This window comes from Peptoniphilus faecalis (genome assembly GCF_012976305.1).
In the GTDB taxonomy this organism is placed as follows: Bacteria; Bacillota; Clostridia; order Tissierellales; family Peptoniphilaceae; genus Peptoniphilus_A; species Peptoniphilus_A faecalis.
This window is the reverse complement of sequence record NZ_JABDSR010000004.1, coordinates 86,155-105,766: the sequence shown is the minus strand read 5'-3', so window position 1 is coordinate 105,766 and position 19,612 is coordinate 86,155. Positions and strand designations below refer to the sequence as shown.

General features: G+C 30.3%; 16 protein-coding genes. All 16 read right to left on the bottom strand.

The window, feature by feature from the left end:
- Window positions 1-87: 87 nt before the first annotated feature.
- Window positions 88-942 carry a cell division protein FtsQ/DivIB gene (locus HKO22_RS03845; protein WP_169968681.1) on the bottom strand — a complete coding sequence of 285 codons (855 nt, stop codon included), beginning with the start codon at window positions 940-942 and terminating at the stop codon, window positions 88-90.
- 4 nt (window positions 943-946) lie between these two features.
- A complete protein-coding gene (murG, locus tag HKO22_RS03840; RefSeq protein ID WP_169968679.1) occupies window positions 947-2,026 on the bottom strand; it encodes an undecaprenyldiphospho-muramoylpentapeptide beta-N-acetylglucosaminyltransferase in 1,080 nt (359 codons plus the stop codon).
- Complete coding sequence (locus tag HKO22_RS03835; protein ID WP_169968676.1) at window positions 2,023-3,135, bottom strand: FtsW/RodA/SpoVE family cell cycle protein; 1,113 nt, start codon at window positions 3,133-3,135, stop codon at window positions 2,023-2,025. The genes murG and HKO22_RS03835 overlap by 4 nt, the downstream gene beginning before the upstream one ends.
- Window positions 3,136-4,455, bottom strand: a complete 1,320-nt coding sequence (murD, locus tag HKO22_RS03830) for a UDP-N-acetylmuramoyl-L-alanine--D-glutamate ligase (protein WP_075658581.1) — start codon at window positions 4,453-4,455, stop codon at window positions 3,136-3,138.
- A 9-nt stretch (window positions 4,456-4,464) separates the two neighbouring features.
- A complete protein-coding gene (gene mraY, locus HKO22_RS03825) occupies window positions 4,465-5,415 on the bottom strand; it encodes a phospho-N-acetylmuramoyl-pentapeptide-transferase (RefSeq protein WP_169968674.1) in 951 nt (316 codons plus the stop codon).
- A gap of 64 nt (window positions 5,416-5,479) precedes the next feature.
- On the bottom strand, window positions 5,480-7,903 hold the full coding sequence (locus tag HKO22_RS03820) for a penicillin-binding transpeptidase domain-containing protein (protein ID WP_169968672.1): 2,424 nt from the start codon (window positions 7,901-7,903) through the stop codon (window positions 5,480-5,482).
- Between the two features lie 9 nt (window positions 7,904-7,912).
- Window positions 7,913-8,320, bottom strand: a complete 408-nt coding sequence (locus tag HKO22_RS03815) for an FtsB family cell division protein (protein WP_075658577.1) — start codon at window positions 8,318-8,320, stop codon at window positions 7,913-7,915.
- 1 nt (window position 8,321) lies between these two features.
- Window positions 8,322-9,260, bottom strand: a complete 939-nt coding sequence (gene rsmH / locus HKO22_RS03810; RefSeq protein WP_169968670.1) for a 16S rRNA (cytosine(1402)-N(4))-methyltransferase RsmH — start codon at window positions 9,258-9,260, stop codon at window positions 8,322-8,324.
- Entirely contained in the window at window positions 9,260-9,688 is a 429-nt protein-coding gene (gene mraZ, locus HKO22_RS03805; RefSeq protein ID WP_169968668.1) for a division/cell wall cluster transcriptional repressor MraZ, read from the bottom strand. Before mraZ ends, rsmH begins: the two co-directional genes overlap by 1 nt.
- 243 nt (window positions 9,689-9,931) lie before the next feature.
- Window positions 9,932-11,368, bottom strand: a complete 1,437-nt coding sequence (locus HKO22_RS03800) for a sensor histidine kinase (protein WP_075660346.1) — start codon at window positions 11,366-11,368, stop codon at window positions 9,932-9,934.
- Entirely contained in the window at window positions 11,352-12,023 is a 672-nt protein-coding gene (locus tag HKO22_RS03795) for a response regulator transcription factor (RefSeq protein ID WP_075658571.1), read from the bottom strand. The genes HKO22_RS03800 and HKO22_RS03795 overlap by 17 nt, the downstream gene beginning before the upstream one ends.
- Before the next feature lie 190 nt (window positions 12,024-12,213).
- Window positions 12,214-13,644, bottom strand: coding sequence for an Asp-tRNA(Asn)/Glu-tRNA(Gln) amidotransferase subunit GatB (gene gatB / locus HKO22_RS03790; protein WP_169968666.1), 1,431 nt, complete (start codon window positions 13,642-13,644; stop codon window positions 12,214-12,216).
- Window positions 13,641-15,092 (bottom strand): Asp-tRNA(Asn)/Glu-tRNA(Gln) amidotransferase subunit GatA, encoded by a 1,452-nt coding sequence (gatA, locus tag HKO22_RS03785; protein ID WP_169968664.1) that lies wholly within the window; start codon window positions 15,090-15,092, stop codon window positions 13,641-13,643. The genes gatB and gatA overlap by 4 nt, the downstream gene beginning before the upstream one ends.
- Window positions 15,093-15,101: 9 nt before the next feature.
- The gene (gatC, locus tag HKO22_RS03780; RefSeq protein ID WP_169968662.1) at window positions 15,102-15,383 is read right to left on the bottom strand and encodes an Asp-tRNA(Asn)/Glu-tRNA(Gln) amidotransferase subunit GatC; all 282 of its coding nucleotides are present in this window, start codon (window positions 15,381-15,383) and stop codon (window positions 15,102-15,104) included.
- Window positions 15,376-17,373, bottom strand: coding sequence for an NAD-dependent DNA ligase LigA (gene ligA / locus HKO22_RS03775; RefSeq protein ID WP_169968660.1), 1,998 nt, complete (start codon window positions 17,371-17,373; stop codon window positions 15,376-15,378). Before ligA ends, gatC begins: the two co-directional genes overlap by 8 nt.
- 10 nt (window positions 17,374-17,383) lie before the next feature.
- Window positions 17,384-19,573 (bottom strand): ATP-dependent helicase, encoded by a 2,190-nt coding sequence (locus HKO22_RS03770; protein WP_169968658.1) that lies wholly within the window; start codon window positions 19,571-19,573, stop codon window positions 17,384-17,386.
- Window positions 19,574-19,612: the final 39 nt, after the last annotated feature.

Sequence of the window (19,612 nt, the reverse complement as noted above, 5' to 3'; positions counted from 1 at the left end):
GTTTTTTTATTCATTACTATTATTTTATAGAAATAGTCGCAAATAGTCAATATATAAAGGTCATTTGCTAACTTTTATTTGTTTTTACTAATTTTTTTCTATTTCCTTGTAACTTTTTTCATTATTCTCTTTAGAATTTTCTCTTCTCGCTTCTTTATTGTTTTTATTGTCGCCTTCATTCTCATCATTAGTAATAAGAATCGGACTCTCACCCTTTTCCATTTGAATAATGACAGCGTTTTTATTCGTTTTTTTAATATCATCCAAAATTAAAGAGAGCATTTTTAATTTATAAGCTGTATTATTATAAGACCCAAATTCAATTTTAATTCCACTAACTGTTGTAAAGGTCGCAATAGAGTCCATTAATTCAATTTCTTTTATATTTCCATTTAGTGAATATTTATCTTTTTTAATCTCTAGAAGAAGAGCCTTTTTTTCCTCATCTTCTTTATTATTTAAAATATAATTGCCTGGTTTTTGATCCTCTAAATTAAAACCACTTAAATTTATTAAATTGTCAGCTTTCTTCTTTGAGTTTTCCAATATTCTAAAATCTTCGTCAACCAAAAGATATTCGTTTGTTTCCATTTGATAATAAGGAACTCTTTCAGTTACCTTAATCTTGACATTTCCAATGGCATTAAATGATATTTTTGCATCCTTTATGTATGGAATAGATTTTATGCTTTCTTGTCTTTTCTTTTTTGAAATCAAGAAATATTTATTTCCCTTTTTTAATTCAGAAACCCTTTTTATAGTGGCAGAGGCAACCTTTTTATTGCCTTCAATAGTTACACTTTTTATATTAAATAGATTAGAATTTTTTAATGCAAAAATCAACAAAAAAACGAAGAAAAAAAATAAAAAAAACCTAGTAAAAATTCTAAAATATTTTCTTTTCTTATTTAGTTTTCTTTTTTTCTTTTTCATCTTTTTCATAAAATCACTTTAAAATTAAATCAACAATTTTTGAAACAGCATCAGGACTTGCCAGCTTTTTTGCATTTTCTGCCATTATGTTTCTTTCTTCATAATTATTTAATATATTTTCTATTTTTCTTAATAAGGTATCTCCCTTTAAGTTTTTTTCTTCAATAACAAAGCTTGCGCCCATATTGCTATAACTCATAGCGTTGTAATACTGATGATTTCCTGCAGTATACGCCTTTGGTATTAAAATTGATGCTATTCCTATTGCTGAAATTTCAGCCAATGTCATTGCAGATGAAGATGCTATTACAAGATCTGCACTGGAAAGATAATCATAAACATTATGAGTATAGTCTAAAATTTCAACATTTTCAGGTACCTTCCCTAATTTTTCCATAAATGATTTAAAATGTTCTCTTCCAGTTATATGAGTTAACTTAAAAGGTAATTTTTCTTTTTTGTTTAATATTTCTAAAATTGCGTCATTAGTAGATTCTTGTCCACCACTTCCGCCAAAGGAAAACACAAATTTTTCATTATTTTTTATTTTTAATTTCTCTCTTGATTTGTTTCTGTCAAGATGTGAAAAAACATCCCTTATTGGATTTCCTGTAAAAATAATATTCTCGTTACTTAAATGTTTTTTCGCTTCCATGAAATTTATAAAAACATAATCTGCTTTTTTTGCCAAAATTTTATTAGTCTTTCCAGGATATGCATTTTGCTCTTGGATAGCCGTCTTTATCTTTTTTTGTTGTGCTTTAAAAACTATTGGAGCACATACATATCCACCAGTCCCAATAACAATATCTGGTTTAAATATATTTAATATCTTTGTACACTGATTTAAGCCCTTCATTAAATTAAAAAACGTAATTACAGTGTCTTTATTTAACTTTTTTCTAGGTAGACCAGAAATATCTATTCCCTTAAAGTCAAAATTATATTTTTCTGCAAGTTCTTCTTCTAAAGAATTTTTCTTGCCTACATATAAAATTTTTGCCTCTTTGTCTTGTTTTTTTATTTCTTCTCCTATGGCAAGAGCTGGATAAATATGTCCACCAGTTCCTCCACCAGATAAAATATATTTCATATAGTGCCTTCTTTCGATATTTTAAGTAAAATTGCTGTGGATGCAATTGCTATTACAAGTGCAGTTCCTCCATAGGATATAAAAGGAAGTGTAATACCAGTTACAGGAAGTAGTTTTGCACATACTCCCATGTTAAAAAATGCCTGTATACCAATATAAGTTGTCATACCAATTGCTGTGAATTTATCAAAATAATTTGTTGCTTTAAAGGCAATCATATAACCTCTATAAATGTAGATTATAAAAAGCAAAATAATTACAAAAGTTCCTATAAATCCAAATTCTTCTGCTATCACTGAAAAAATAAAGTCAGTGTATGCTTCTGGCAAATTTGTGTATTTTTGTCTAGATCTAAAAAGTCCAACACCTGAATAACCACCGAGAGCAAAAGCATAAAGAGATTGTCTTGCTTGGTATAAATCTGCTGATTGATAATTTGTAGAATCGGATACAAATCCTAAAATTCTTTTAATTCTAAACTTATTTTCTGGATCCTTTAGAACAAGCCATATAAAGACAGCACCCAATACTATTAAAAATAAAAACTGCTTCTTATCAATGCCAGCTGCAAGAAGTATCGCAAAAAGTGCCACTCCTATTACAACTGCCGTAGAAAAATCCTTTATCATAATTGGTCCTACAGATATACCCATTATAGCAACGGCTGTCATAAATGTCTTTGGTTCTCTAAGGCTATAGATATTTCTTGAAAGATATTTTGACAAATAAATAATAGATGAAATTTTTAAAATATCTGAGGGCTGAAATCTAAGAGGTATTACCCTAAAGTCCAACCACCTTGCTTGACCCTTTTTCGCAGATCCAAGAGGTGTCCATAGCAATAAAATTAATATTACACTTAAAGGAAATAACCATGAAATATTCTTATAAATTACTGCTCTAGGCACACGAATTATTAAAATCATGGAGACTATTCCTAAAATTAGAAACATTCCCTGCCTAATTAGATAGTGAAAACTATTTAAATTGTATTTTTTTGCAGTGGGAAAAGATGCTGATGTAACCGCAATAAGACCTATTACTACTAAAAGTATCATGCTAACTAAAAGCATTAGATCAACATCTTTCATCTCCTTTTTTAACTTCATTTATACCAACTCTCTAATTAAATCTTTAAAATGTCTTCCTCTAGCTTCATAATCACTATACATATCCCATGATGCACATGCAGGAGAAAGGAGAACGTCATCTCCCTTAACTGCCAATTTATTTGCAAGTTCAACAGCCCTATTTAGATCCTTTACAATATAAAATTCAACTTCTGACTTTTTGCAAGAATTAGAAAATTTTTCTGCAGTTTGTCCAAATAAAATTACAGTTTTTAATTTATTTTTAGACTTTTCTATTAACTCATCAAAATTTGCACCCTTGTCGTATCCACCTGCTATAAGAATCACATTGCCATCCATTGCAGCAACTGCAACTTCAGTTGAATCTGGGTTTGTTCCCTTTGAATCATTGTAATATTTTACTCCGTGAATTTCTCTTACAAATTCAATTCTATGTTCAACTCCAGTAAAAGAAATAATGCTCTTTCTTATAGTATCCGTATCAATATTTAAGAGTTTTGTGGCAATAATTGCCGCCATAATGTTTTTAATATTGTGCTTTCCAGGAATTTTAACATCCCTTGTTTCTAAAATCTCCTCGATATTTTCGCCATCGTTAAAATAAATCTTTCCATTTTCAACATAAGTTCCTTTTTCTGAAATCTTATTCATTGAAAAATAATATTTTTCGCCCTTTAAATTATAATTTTGAGCAAGCTCTTTATTTTCATAATTTAAAATTGCAAAGTCTTCACAATCCTGATTTGCGAAAATTTTAAATTTTGCATCAATATAGTTTTGTGTTGTCTTGTGCCAATCTAAGTGATCGCTAGTAACATAAGTTAAAAGTGCAATATGTGGCTTAAAAGTTTTCGTATCTTCTAATTGGAAGGATGAAGCTTCTATAACAATATAGTCATCATCATTTACTTCTTCAGTTATTTCTAAAATTCCCTTTCCAATATTTCCAACTACAAAAGTCTTTGCCTTTCTTCTTAAAATATCGCCAATAATTGTAGTCGTTGTAGTTTTCCCATTAGTTCCTGTAACTGCAACTACATTATTAGTTTTTAAATTTCTATAACTTAATTCAATATCAGAAATTATTTCAATATTTTTTTCCCTTGCTTTGACTAAAAGTTCGTGGAAAGGATAAATCCCTGGACTTTTTACTATTAAATCAATTTTTTCTAAATCTTCTTCCTTAAAAATTATAAAATCTTCGTCTATATTTAACTTTTGAAGATCTTTATTACTATCGAAAATATAAATTTTACATGGAAATCCCTTTAAAAATTTTAAAGTAGCTCTTCCCGTTACTCCAAAGCCCAATATAAGAATATTTTTATTTTCTAACATTTCTATCACCTAAAATAATATTAAATATGAAATTACACATAATATAAGTTCAACTAATGAGAATACTGCAACAATTTTTTTCTCGTGCCACCCCTTTTGTTCAAAGTGATGATGAAGCGGCGACATGAGAAATACTCTCTTTCCCCTCATCTTAAAACTTAGGACTTGAATAATGACAGAAAGAGTTTCTATAAAATATATTCCTCCAGCTATTGGTAGGATTAAGGGTACATTTAAAAGAAGAGCTATTGCAGAAATTGCACCACCTAGTGCTAGAGATCCCGTATCACCCATAAAAACTTTGGCTGGATATTTATTGAAAAATAAAAAACCAATTAAGGCTCCTGCAAGCACAATACAGAAAGTTGCAATCTCATATCTTTGAAATTTAACAGAAACTACATTAAAAAACAATAGACAAATAATTGTCACACTAGTAGAGAGTCCATCAAGACCATCAGTTAAATTTACTGAGTTAACAGTTCCTACTATTACAAAAATTATAAAAGGAATATAAAAAAGTCCAATGGATCTATAATCCTTTAAAAAAGGAATGTATAAATCCGTTCCCATATTTTTAGAATTATACTGATAAACAATTAAAATTACAGCTGCTATGATTTGTAAAAGAAGTTTTTGATAAGCACGAAGTCCTAAATTCCGCTTCATAACAACTTTTATATAATCGTCTATAAATCCAACTGCTCCAAAGGCAAGTGTAGAAAAAAGTATCATAAGGACAGAAACTTTAAAATTTCTTGTAAGTAAAGTTGTCATTATTGCAGAAGATAAAAATATTAATCCACCAATTGTTGGCGTGCCGCTTTTTATCATATGACTTTGTGGGCCATCTTCTCTTATACTTTGACCTGCGTGCAAGTTTTTTAATATTGGAATTAAAATTCTTCCAAAAATTAATGAGAAAATTAAACCCAACGCTAAATTAACTAAATAATTCATAATATTTTTTATCCTAATCCCTTTTATTTTTTATAATGTACTCTATTTAAACTTTTATTATTCTCTATTTTTCTTTTTTAACATTATTTCCTTTATTTATCAACGAATTTTTCTTATTGTTAGAATTTTCCTCTGTTGAATTTTTATTATTCGCATTGACACCATTATTAATTTTTGAATTTTCCTCATTCAAAACTTCTTCGTCATCTCTTTTCGAATAATTAATTGTAACAGTTTCATCTCCTGATAACTTTTTGCCAGCTCTAGGGCTTTGTGAAATAAAGTCGCCATTTCCTTTGATATTATACTCTATATTCATAGAATTTAAAATAGATTCAACTTCTTTTCTACTCTTTCTTGATAAATTAGGCATTATCAAAATACCACTGTCTTTATCATTTATTGCTAGATCAACTATGGTGTTTTTTATTACATAAGATCCCTGTGACGGACTTTGATTTATTACTACAGAATAATTTTCTACTCCTTCAGCATTAGTGTTAAATCTAAGCCCTGATTTTAGTAAAATTTTCCCAGCATCTTCTAAAAGCAATCCCTCTACTTCTGGCACTGATACAAAATCTTCTTTTTCATCAACTTCTTCAGTTTTTTGAATTTTCATATAATTCAAAGATTTACTTAAAATTTCTTGTACTACTGGTGCTGCAACAGCACTACCAAGTATTGCACCCTTAGGATTATTTACTATAACAAGTACAGTTAATCTAGGAGCATTAAGAGGAGCAACTCCGACAAAAGATGAATTATATGCATCTAAATAACCTGTAGGTGTTGCAATATTTGCTGTACCAGATTTTCCGCCAACTTGATAACCTGGTACTTGTGCAAGTTTTCCTATTCCACTATCGACTACTCTCTTCATCATATACTTCATCTTATCTGAAGTTTCCTCGGAAATTACCCTTCTTTTGAGATCAGTTTTCTTTTTTTCAATTACATTTCCATTGGCGTCCACTAATTCTTTTATAAGTGTTGGCTTGTTTAAAAAACCACCATTAGAAATTGCACTTACTGCATTTATAAGTTGAAGCGGAGAAACTGCAATTGAATGACCATAAGACATTGTTGCAAGTTTTACTTTGCTAATCTCATTAGCAGATGCTGGAATTAACCCCATAGACTCACCATATAATTCTATACCAGTTTTTCTACCAAACCCAAAAGCTTTGATGTAATTTAAAAGCTTTTCAGCTCCTAAACCTTGCCCAACTTGTATCATAGTCATGTTACAAGACTCTTCAATCGCCTTTGCAAGAGTTTTCATTCCCCTAGTTGGACTTGTACAAGATAATTTTCTATCTCCTATCTTCATCCACCCATTACAATAATACTGTGAATCTGGTTGAGAAGTGTTTTCTTCGATAGCAGCTGCTGCCGTAATGAGTTTAAAAATTGAACCTGGTTCGTATTGATCGTTTACATTAAAATCTCTCCAATTTTCGTATAGCACATTAATTTTTTCTTCTTCATTTAAATTGTTCCATTCTTTTTCTTGGTTTTCATTTATAGGAGCTCTTGGATCATTTAGATTATAGTCGTCCTTAGTTGTCATTGCTAAAATTTCGCCTGTCATAGTATCTTGAACAATTACAGAAACTCTATCTGCATTATTATCTTTTTTTGCATTTTCTGCAGCAGTCTCTGCAAATTGTTGAATATTTGAATCAATTGACAAAACTACAGAATGACCTTCTTTTGGAGCATAAGTTTCCTCATCTGTCAAAGGGATCTTATTTGATGCATTATCCTTTAGTGAAACACTTTTTCCAGAAATTCCAGAAAGTTCTTCGTCATAGCTAGCCTCAATTCCATATTGTCCAACATTTTCGTCATTAGTAAATCCAATTATATAAGAAGCAAGATTATTAAAAGGATAAAGTCTCCTAGTTACATCGTCAATAGAAATTGCCATTAAATTCAAATTTTTATTGTCTTTTTTGTTTTGATTTTCCTTTGCAATTTTTGTTCTTAAATCCTTTAACTCATTTGCCTTTGCTCGATCAATATTTGTGGCAACTCTCACAACTTTATCGCCAATCATATTTCCTCTTACTTCATCGTAATCTAATCCAGTAATATCAGAAATGATTTTTGCATCTTCATCATATAATTTTTCTTTTCTGTTTTTAAAATCGCTATTACTTTCATCCTTAAATTGTGTCAAATAATCCAAATTGTAAAAAATATTGCACTTAGTAATGTTTATAGCCATCTCTTTTTTATTCCTATCGTAAATAATGCCACGATTAGAATTTATAACCTCAGTCCTAGTAAGTTGGTTAAGAGCAGCAATGGTTAAATCTTCTGACTGAACAATTTGAATATATAAAAGTTTTGCGATTACAGTTACAAATAAAAAAGCTAGAAAGATAAAAAATATAAATATGAATTTATTGGCGTTATTAGTGTGCCTTTTAAATCCACCTTCCCTTTTTCTATCTCTAGCTTTGATCTTATTATTTTTCAATATATCCTCCTAATCTCTTGTAAAGGACCTTAAAACAGATACGATAGGACTCAAAAATACATTGTAATTAATATCTCCTAAATTTTTTTCTTCCTTTGAATCAATATAAACTATTTGATCTTCAGAAGGATAAACCATTCCAAGTTTATACATAGCTTCTTCAGCAATTTGTGCAGAAGATTTTACAGCTTTTATTTCACCTACAAGAGTTATCTTAGTTTTATTTAATTCATCTATTTCAGCTTTTTGTTTTAAAATCTCTCTGTCAAGACCTGCAATTTGAGAGTATAAAATTAAAATCGCAATAAAAATAATTGTAACAATTGCCAAAGTGAAAATAAAAGGCTTATTATTTAAAAATTGATCTTTATATCTATTATAACTTTTATTTGAGATTTTAGTTGATTTTTTTGCCATTTTACACCTCTAATTTTTCGGCAATTCTCAATTTAGCTGAATGAGATCTATTGTTTTCTTTTAATTCTTCTTCACTTGCAGTAATGGGTTTTCTAGTAATAATTTTAATTTCTCTTTTTTTATCACAAGTGCATATTGGAGAATTAGGTGGACATATGCAGTCCTTTTCCAAATATTTAAAAGAGTTTTTTACAATTCTATCTTCAAGGGAATGAAAAGTAATTATAGCAATTCTGCCGCCAGGATTTAATCTATTTACAAAACTGTCAATTGAATTCTTAAGAACATCTAACTCCTTATTAACCTCGATTCTAAGAGCTTGAAAAGTTCTCTTTGCAGGATGAGGCCCCTTTCTTCTAGCAGATGCAGGAATTGCATTTTTTATTATTTCAACAAGTTCAAAAGTAGTTTCAATATTTCTGTTTTTTCTATAATCTACAATGAACTTAGAAATTCGAGAAGCCCATTTCTCTTCACCATATTCTTTTATAATTTTTGTAATTTCATCTTCACTATATGTATTTAAAATATCTTTAGCAGATATTTCTAAACTCTTATCCATTCTCATATCAAGTGGTGCATCAAATCTATATGAAAACCCTCTTTCTGGATTGTCAAATTGATAGGAAGAAACTCCAATATCTAATAGAACTCCATCAATTTTATTTATACCAAGTGCATCGAGTGCTTTTTCAAAATCTATGTAATTTAAATTAAAAAATTCAACATTTTTAAATTCAGAAAGTCTAACTTTAGCTGCTTTTAGTGCTTCTACATCTTGGTCAATTCCTATTAAAAGCCCAGTACCATCTAATTTTTTTAAAATTTCATAACTGTGGCCAGCTCCTCCAAGAGTTCCATCAATATAAATTTTATTCCTTCTGACATTTAGTCCGTTAATTGTTTCCTTTAAAAGAACACTTTTATGCGAAAAATCCATTATATTCCCAACTCCGACATTTTTTCAGCAAGCTCTTCATAAGAAAGTGCTTCCTCTTCGTTGTATTTATTCCAATTATCCTCAGACCATACTTCTGCACGATTGGAAAGCCCTATGATTACACACTTGTCCTCTAAATTTGCATAATCTCTTAAATTTTCTGCAATGAGCACTCTTCCCTGTTTATCTAATACACAATCAACTGCACCGGAGAAAAATGTTCTCACAAAGGATCGGACTGCTTTATTTGTCATAGGTAGCTCCTTTAATTTATTTTCAATCTTTTCCCATTGATCTTTTGGATATAAAAATAGGCAATTATCTAAACCCTTTGTCATTACAAATACAGAAAGGTCATCTCTAAATTTTGATGGAATTGTAATTCTGCCCTTTGGGTCTAAATTGTGTCTGAATTCACCTATTAGCATTTTATTCTCCACTTTATTCCATTTATATTATTTTTTAATCCACTTTGCTCCACTTAGATTAATTTTACTACATAAGCTTGCTATTTTCTAGTATTTTAATTTCTTTTTTTAATATGGGACTAATGGCATTATTTTTCCTCCTAACTAAAAACTTAAATTGAACAAAAATAACTATTTTTATTAAAATGGCACAAAAAAATCGACTATTTCTAGCCGATTTCAAAATTTTATTAAATTTTCTAATTACTTATTTCCAATAAAGTAAAAGTCTGAACCTTCATTTATTTTTGAATGAACGCCATACTCGTATCCGTGAAGTTCCATAATAGTTTTTACAATATATAGACCAAGACCTGTTCCAATTTCTGGCCTAGTGTGATTATTTCTAACTCTATAAAATCTGTCCCAAATCCCATTGATATCTTCTTCTTTAATGCCAATTCCTTTATCAATGCAGTGAAATTCAGTTTTATTTTTGTCGCCCTTAATCACTAGTTTTATATCCTTGTTCACTGGAGAATAATTTATTGCGTTATTGATTAAATTATAGATAACTTGATTTATCTTCGATCTATCGCCTAAAATCCTTGTATCTCCACTTGAATCAATTTCAAATTTATAATCAGAATAATTTTTGTTAACTTTAAATCTGTCAAGAACCTCGTATACTGAATCTTCAAGGCAAAACTCTTCTTTTTTTATTTCTTCAAGATTGGATTCAATTTTTGATAAATCTAATAAATCATTTACTAAAGCAGTTAAATTATCCGCTTCACTAATTATTGTTTCTAAATGTTTATTTCTTAAGGCTTCATTTGAACCAGAGATATCCCTGATCATCTCGCCATAGGATTTTATAACAGTAAGGGGAGTTTTTAAATCATGACTTACATTTGCCACTAAATCCTTCCTCATTTCAATTGTCTTAGTTAATTCATCTTTTGCATAGTTAAGAGTATTAGAAAGATCATCGATTTCTGTGTATTCTCCCTTTCTAAACTGAACTTTGTAATCACCTTTAGCGAGTTCCTTTGCCGTATTTGACATCCTTACAAGAGGTCCTGAAAGTCTTTTTGAAACAAAGTATGCAGTAATAGACGCAAAAATAAGAGCCAAAAAAGATATAATAATTAAAATTCTTCTTATAACATCAACTGTTGCATCAACTGGTTTTAACACGGAATTTATATAAAGATAATAATCTTCTCCATCTGTATTTCCAAGATAACCTGCATAAATAATTGAAGGATCCTTTAAATTTTCATACCTAACTGTATAAATTTTATAAGTCCTATTATCTCTTTTAAGGGATCCAAAAAACTTATCGAAATTTTCCCAAATCATTCTAGGTCTTTCTATAAATTCATCAAATAATCTCAAGGGGTAAACCCAAGCACCATTTTCATCTAATACTTTTATCTCTAATCCCTTTGTATTTGCATAATTAGATAGTTTAGTTTCAAAGTCCTTAGAATCGTAGTCGCTTCTAAGTTCGTTGCCAACTTTTGTAACTTCACGGATTTTCATTGTTTCGTAAAAGCTCGACAAGAAAACTGTTTGAAAAAGCCAAATAGAAATTAAAATTAGTCCAGCAAAAAAGACAAAATATTTCCATAACTTAAATAGAATGCTATTTTTGTCGATTTTAACTCTCCTTATCTCTTTAATTTCTTGTATCAAATTTATATCCAACTCCTCTTACAGTAATAATAAACTTTCTGTATTTTTTTATTGAATTTCTCAACATTTTTATGTGAGTGTCAACTGTCCTGTCTTCTCCATAAAAATCGTAGCCCCAAACTTGATTTAAAAGTTTGTCCCTAGATAAAGCAATGTTTTTATTTTTTACCATGTAAACTAAAAGATCGTACTCTTTAGGTGTTAAATCAACAATTTCATCGTCAACAAAAACAACTCTTCCATCTAAATCAATTTTTAAACCCTCAAACTCCATAGTATTATTTTCTTCAATTTTATTATTTCTATTTACAATTACATTCAATCTAGCCATAAGTTCCTTTGGAGAAAAAGGTTTTGTAACATAATCGTCAATTCCAATTTCAAAACCAAATAGTTTATCATATTCTTCACCTCTGGCAGAAAGCATTAGAACTGGAATGTCCTTTATTTTTTTTATCTCTTTGTAGGAAGAAAACCCGTCAAGCTTTGGCATCATAATATCCATTACTATTACATCAAAATTTTCTTCACGTACTTTATCTATTGCTTCAAGTCCATCTGAGGCTTCAACGACTTCATGACCTTCAAATTCTGCATAAGTTCTAATAACTTCTCTTATGCTTTTTTCATCATCTACAACTAAAATCTTAAACATTTAATCACCCGCTTTATTATAGTAAAAATTTGTGAATATTTAATGACAACTTTGTTAAGTCTATAATAATAAAAATTTGTCTTTTAGATGACCTAATTATATCAATACTTCTAATAAATTTGTAAAATATTTATTTTTAATTTAGTTTTAAATTGCAAATAAAAAAAGGTGTCATCTCCGACACCTTAAATTATCTTTCTTTTAATTTTTTTACAAGCATTTCATTTGCGATTTTTGGATTTGCCTTACCTCTTGATTTTTTCATTACTTGTCCAACTAAAAATCCTAAAGCTCTGTCCTTTCCTTCTTTGAAATCAATAATTGATTGTTCGTTTTCATTTAGAACTTCATCTACAATTTCTTCTATTGCAGATACATCTGTCATTTGAACAAGACCAAGCCTTTCAATAATTTCCTTTGCACCCTCTCCTGTCTCAAACATTTCACGTAAAACTTTTTTGCCGGCATTATTGCTAATTTTTTCATTTTTAATTGAATTTAAAAGTTCAATAAATTCTTTATTAGCAAAGGGAAGTTTAAATTCTACATCATCAGAAATTTCTACTCTTCTTAAAATTTCTGTTTGAATCCAGTTTGAAAGAAGTGTGTAGTCTTTAAAGTCAGCTGCTATATCTTCAAAAAACTTGGCAAGCTCTCTTGATGATGCAAGAACTATTGCATCTTCTTTTGTAATGCCGTAATCCTTTACAAATCTTTCAATCATTTGTGCTGGAAGTTCAGGCATTTTGTCGACAATTTCTTTTATCTCTTCATCAGTGATATGAACTATAGGAAGATCCCCTTCAGGTGCAAATCTATAATCACTAGCTGTATATTTAACTCTCATTAAAACAGTTTCGTTTTTCGCATCGTCCCATCTTCTTGTAGTTCTAATTTCATCTTCGTGATTTTCAAGAAGTTTAATATGTCTTTCTACTTCAAAGTCAATTGCCTTTTCAACTCCTCTAAAAGAGTTAAGATTTTTTACTTCAGTTATAGCAGTCTTTTTTCCTGTTTCCATATCCTTGACATTGACATTGACATCACATCTAAGAGAACCCTCTTCCATTTTACAATCAGAAATATTTAAAAACCTTAATGTTGATTTTAATTTTTCAAGAAATATACGAGCTTCTTTGCCACTTGAAATATCAGGTTTAGTAACAATTTCAATTAATGGAACACCACATCTATTGTAGTCCATTAGTGTTTCATTTTCCTCTGTGTGAAGACTTTTTGCAGTGTCTTCTTCCATTTGAATTTGAAAAAGGCCAATTTTTTTATTTCCTTCATCAGTTTCGATTTCAAGATAACCATCTGTGCAAATTGGATTGTCATTTTGCGTTATTTGAAAACCCTTAGTTAAATCGGGATAAAAATAATTTTTTCTATCAAATTTTGATTTATTATTTATTTTACAATTAAATGCAGTTCCAGCCATTATTGTATAATTTACAACATTTCTATTTAAAACTGGCATACCACCTGGAAGTGCTAAACATACTGGACATACATTTGTATTCGGTTCATCTCCAAAGGAGTTCTTACATGAACAAAAAGCCTTTGTTTCTGTGGAAAGTTCAACGTGAATTTCCAAACCTACAATTGTTTTATATTTCATTTATTTAAACTCCTTTCAAAAGCAAGTGATGCTTGAAGCAAATCCTTATCTTTAAATCTCCTTGCAGTAAATTCAATGCCAACAGAAAGTCCATCTTCTGCCGCTGGCATTGGAAGTGAAATTGATGGTGAGCCTACCATATTTGCAGGGATTGTAAACAAATCTGCTTGGTACATTTCAATTGGACTCATCTCGTCGTCAATTTTAAATGGTAAAACTGGGAATGTTGGACAAATCATAAAGTCATAATCTTTAAACATTCTATCCATATCTCTTTTTATAAGTCCTCTAACCTTTAATGCCTTGTAATAAAATTCGTCGGCATTTTCCATTGAAAGAATGTGAGTTCCAATCATTATTCTTCTCTTAACTTCTTCTCCAAAACCTTCACTTCTTGATGCACGATACATTTCTTCGACTGTGTCAAATTTTTTGTCAGTTCTGTGGCCATAGCGAATAGAATCAAAACGAGCGAGGTTAGATGCAATTTCACCATTTACCAGAATATTATAAGTTTCAATTGTGTAATTAAGTGAGTTGATGTCATAAGCTTCAACTATTGCACCATTTTCTTTTAGAATTTCAATTGCTTTGTCGAGTTCTCCCCTTACTCTTTTATTTAAATCCATTTCTAAATAAGTCTTTGGAATTGCGAACTTTTTACCTTCTAAATTTTTTATCGCAGCATCAGAAAAGTCAAAGTCAAATTTAAGCCCTGGATTTCCAACAGAAGTTGCATCTCTTTCGTCACGTCCTTCGATTACGTTAAACATAATCGTAAGATCTCTAACATCCTTTGCAATTACACCTGGTTGGTCAAAAGTATTTGCCATTGACGCCATGCCAAATCTTGAAATAGAACCATAAGTTGGTTTCATTCCTACAGTTTTACAAAAACTTGAAGGTTGTCTAACTGATCCACCTGTATCTGAACCAATGGAAATTACAGCCATATTTGCACTAACTGATGCAGCAGAACCACCTGATGAACCTCCGGAAACTCTTGTTAAGTCAAGGGGGTTTTTTGTAACTCCAAAATAGGAAGTTTTTGTTGAAGCACCCATGGCAAATTCATCAAGATTTACTTTGCCAAGAATTACTCCATCATTATCTTTTATTTTTTTTACTAAAGTCGCATCGTAAGGAGCAATATAATTTTCTAGCATCCTTGATGCACAAGTCATCTTGACATTTTTTACTGAAATATTATCTTTTACTGAAATTGGCACTCCTGCAAGAAGGGACATTTCTTCTCTGTTGTGGAATTTTTCGTCAACTTCCCTTGCTTTTTTCATTGCCATTTCTTCTGTAACAGTAATATATGCGTTAATATTCTTGTCTTTTTTATCAATATTATCTAAAAATTCTCTTGTAACTTCTTCACAAGAAAAATCTTTATTTCTATATCCTTGGGCTATCTCCCAGGCTCTTAAATTACTAAAAGTCATGAGTCCCTCCTAATCCACAAATTTAATAAGCTTAAAATAACCGTATTTTGTAGTAGCGGCATTTTCAAGTGCCTCTTCTTGTGAAAGAGACTCTCCAGTTTTATCTTCACGAATATTGTTTTCTGTACCATTAACTTGAAAAACTTTTTCAACACCTTCTGTGTCGATTTTTTTAATTTTATTTACAAGTTCAATGTTCTCATCAAAGGTTGGTGCAAATTTATCTAACTCTTCGTCAGAAAAATCAATTTGAGCAATATTTGCAATATGCCTTATATCTTCTTTATTCATTTAACCCTCCTACTAATTTTTCAAGTTCTTCTAAACTTAAAATTTTTATATTTAAGTACTTTGCCTTATCGTATTTTGACCCTGGATTTTCGCCAGCAATTACATAATCTGTTTTTTTGCTAACAGAGCCCGTTACCTTAGCTCCAAAAGAAATTAGTTTTTCTTCCAATTCCTTGCGTGGCAAACCCAATGTACCTGTTATTACAATTGTCTTATCAAGAAGTGGTTTTGGAGCATCATCTTCATCTTCAAACTTTGGAGAAACTCCAAGTTCAAAAAGTTCATCCACTGCCCTTACTATTCTATCATCATTAAAAAAATCCACAATTTCCTCAGCAGTTATACTTCCAATATCGCCAATTGAAATTAATTCTTCTTCCTTAGAGTCTTTTAATTTATCAAAATCTTTAAAGTGCTTTGCAAGATCTCTAGCAGTTTTTATTCCAACATTTGGAATTCCAAGTGCATAAATAAAATTTGAAAGATGTGGGCTCTTAGAATCCTCAATTGCCCTTAAAAGATTTTTTGTCCTTTTTTCCTTAAAACCCTCAATTTTTATTATGTCATCATACTTTAATTTGTAAATATCAGGAATTTCTTTTAAATTCACTGCCTTCATTAATTTTTCAATTGTCTTTTCACTAAAACCCTCGATGTCCATGGCATCTCTTGATGCAAAATGCGTAAGCCTTGACACAAGTTGAGGCACGCAAGATAATGTGTTGGGGCAAAATATGTGGACTCCATCTTGATACAAATGTGAACCGCAATAGGGGCAAGTCTTTGGTCTTTCAATTTCACGAGTTTCATTGTCACTAGGTAAAGTTCCAAGTATTTCTGGAATTACGTCATTAGATCTCCTTATTAAAACTCTTGAACCTATTTTAACTTTTTTTCTAAGTATGTCATCGTAATTATTAAGTGTTGCCCTTTGAACTGTAACTCCTCCGATATCCACTGGCTCAAGTATTGCAGATGGCGTTACCTTTGCAGTCCTACCCACATTCCAGACAACATCTAATAGTGTTGTCGATATTTCCTCTGCTTCAAACTTATAGGCAATTGCCCAACGTGGAAATTTATTTGTGTAACCAAGAGCTTTTCTCGTTGCAATATCATTTACTTTAATAGTAACTCCGTCAATTAATATATCAAGCTTATCCCTATTATCTCCTATTTCACGAATCTTATCTATTATTTCTTGAAATTTTTTTACCTTAAAATTATATTTTGAAACTTTAAAATTATTCTCTCTTAAAAACTCTTTTATATCTTCATCTGAGTTAAACAACTCTTCTTCAATGTAGCCAACATTGTAGAAAAAAGCTGTTAAATTTCTCTTTTTTGTAACTTTTGGATCTAAATTCCTAAGAGCACCCGCTGCTGCATTTCTTGCATTTTTTAATTTATCATCAAATTTTTCGTTATACTTTTGAAGTTCAGATAGTGGCATCAAACCTTCACCTTGAACTTCAATTTTACCAGCATAATTTATGCGAAGTGGAACGGAATATATTGTCTTCACTTGTTCCAAGATTTCTTCACCTATAATTCCATTGCCTCTAGTCGATGCCATTACTAGATTTTTATTTTCATAAGTTAGATTAATTGTAAGTCCATCAAATTTTAATTCTACAATAAATTCTGGTTCAGGAAGTTTATTAATATTTACTAAATTATAATCTTTTACAAATTTTTCAATTCGATTGTACCAAGTAAGAAGAGCATCATCTCCCTGTGCTTTATCCATTGAGTATAGTCTTCCTAGATGTGTGTGCTTGGCAAATTTATCTAAAATCGATCCGCCAACCCTTGTAGTTGGAGAATAGGATAAAACTGTTCCCGTTTCATTCTCAAGGTTTACAAGTTTATCATAAATTTTATCGTATTCAGCATCTGAAAGAAGTGGATCATCCAATGTGTAATAATGATAGTTTAATTTGTCTATTTGCGAAATTAAATCATCCATTTCTTTTATTTTATCAATCATATTTCACCAACTAATCAATTAATTTTATAGGAGCAACTGAGAGCATAAGTCTCTTTAAGCCCTTTTTATCAAAGGAAATCACAACTTCATAATCACCATTTTTTTCCTTCTTTTGAACTACCATTCCATTTCCAAAAATTTTGTGCTTTACTTTATCTCCAATATTTATATTTTTATCATCAGATTTTTTTGTAGTTTCAACTTTCTTTTCAATACCAAAGAATTTTTTAGGTCTAGTAATAGAAGTACCTTGATTGTAATCTTTTACTTCTAGTAGTTCCCTACTCTTGTCTTCGATGATTTCTATTTTGTCGCCCATTTCTTCAATAAATCTACTTCTCTTTGCAGGAGTTAATTTTCCATACATGGAACGAGTCCTTGAAGATGAAATAAATAAATTATTGCGAGCACGAGTTACACCTACATAACAAAGCCTTCTCTCTTCTTCAATTTCTTCTTCGCTTTCAAGAGATCTGCTAGTTGGAAAGAGCCCTTCTTCAAGTCCAACTAAAAACACAGTATCAAATTCAAGCCCTTTAGCAGCGTGCATTGTCATTAAATTCACTCCTCTATCTTCAGAAGTTTTATCCACATCAGATAAAAGTGAAAGAGCATTTAAATACTCTGAAAGTTCAACTCCCTCTCTGTCGTATTCCATAATATTTGAGTGAAGCTCTTCAATATTTTCAAGCCTAGTCTTTGCTTCTATTGTGTTTTGGTTCTTTAAATCAAGAGCATATCCACTTTCATATAAAACATCTTCAAAAAGTTTTCCAATAGAAAGATTTTCCGCTCTATCCTTTAGAATTTTAAGAATGCTTCCGAATTCTTTGATGTTTTTTCTTGCTCTAATATTAAGATCTTCAAACTTGTCAATATTTGTAACCACATCATATAGTGAAAGAGCGTTATTATCTGCGTAGTCTAGCAAATCGGATAAAGATGTGTCTCCAATTCCCCTTTTTGGTCTATTTATAATTCGTGCAAGACTTACATTGTCATTGGTATTATTAAGTATTCGAAGATAAGCAAGGACGTCCTTTACTTCCATTCTATCGTAAAACTTTAGTCCTCCCACAATTTTATAGGGTATTCTCTCTTTCACAAGGGCTTCTTCAAATCCTCTTGACTGTGCATTAGTCCTATAAAGAATCGCCATATCTTTAAAGTCTTCGCCCTTGTAATTAAGTGAAATAATTTTATTTACAACACCATATTCTTCTTCATTTGAATGTGGAAATTCACGATAAATTACATCTTTACCCTCATCTCTCGAAGTCCAAAGATTTTTCTCTATTCTAGTAGCATTGTTTTCAATGACTTTATTTGCAACATCTAATATTTTTTGAGTTGAGCGATAATTTTGCTCAAGTTTTACAATTTTTGCACCAGGAAAGTCTTTGTGAAAGTTTAAAATATTGTTTATGTCTGCCCCTCTCCACTTATAAATGGATTGATCATTGTCGCCAACTACTGTTAAATTTGGATTTTTACCTGCAATTAATCTTATAAGATTGTACTGAATTTTATTTGTATCTTGATACTCATCTACAAAAATATATTCAAACTTTTTTTTATAAAAATCTCTAACATCATCTTCTGTATTTAAAATATCCACAGTTTTTATTAATAAATCGTCAAAGTCCAAGGCATTGTTTTTTTTAAGTTTTTTTTCATATAGATCGTAAATTTTTCCAAGATTTTTTTTGAAAAAATTATCATCGTTTAACTCAATGTATTCAATTGGTGAGATTGCTTCACTTTTTATATTGGAAATATCATTTACAATAGATCTTGGCTTATACATATCTTTATCAAGATCAAGTTCTGCAATAGCTTCCTTTACAACAGTTACTTGATCATCTCTATCATAAATAGTAAAATTTGAATTATATCCAATTCTTTCAATGTTTTTTCTTAAAATTCTCACACAAATTGAATGAAAAGTACCTATCCACATTGAGGAGATGTCTCTATCTATTAACTTGCGAACTCTATCTTGCATTTCTTTTGCTGCTTTATTAGTGAAAGTTATTGCCAAAATCTTCCATGAAGGAACATTTAATTCTTCTATTAGATATGCAATTTTTGAAGTTACAACTTTCGTCTTTCCAGATCCCGCTCCTGCTAATATTAATAGAGGACCTTCCGTAGCTAAAAGTGCTTCTCTTTGTTTATCATTTAATGTATTTATATCCATGACTTCTCCTTACTGCTAATTATTATATGTTTTTTTCGC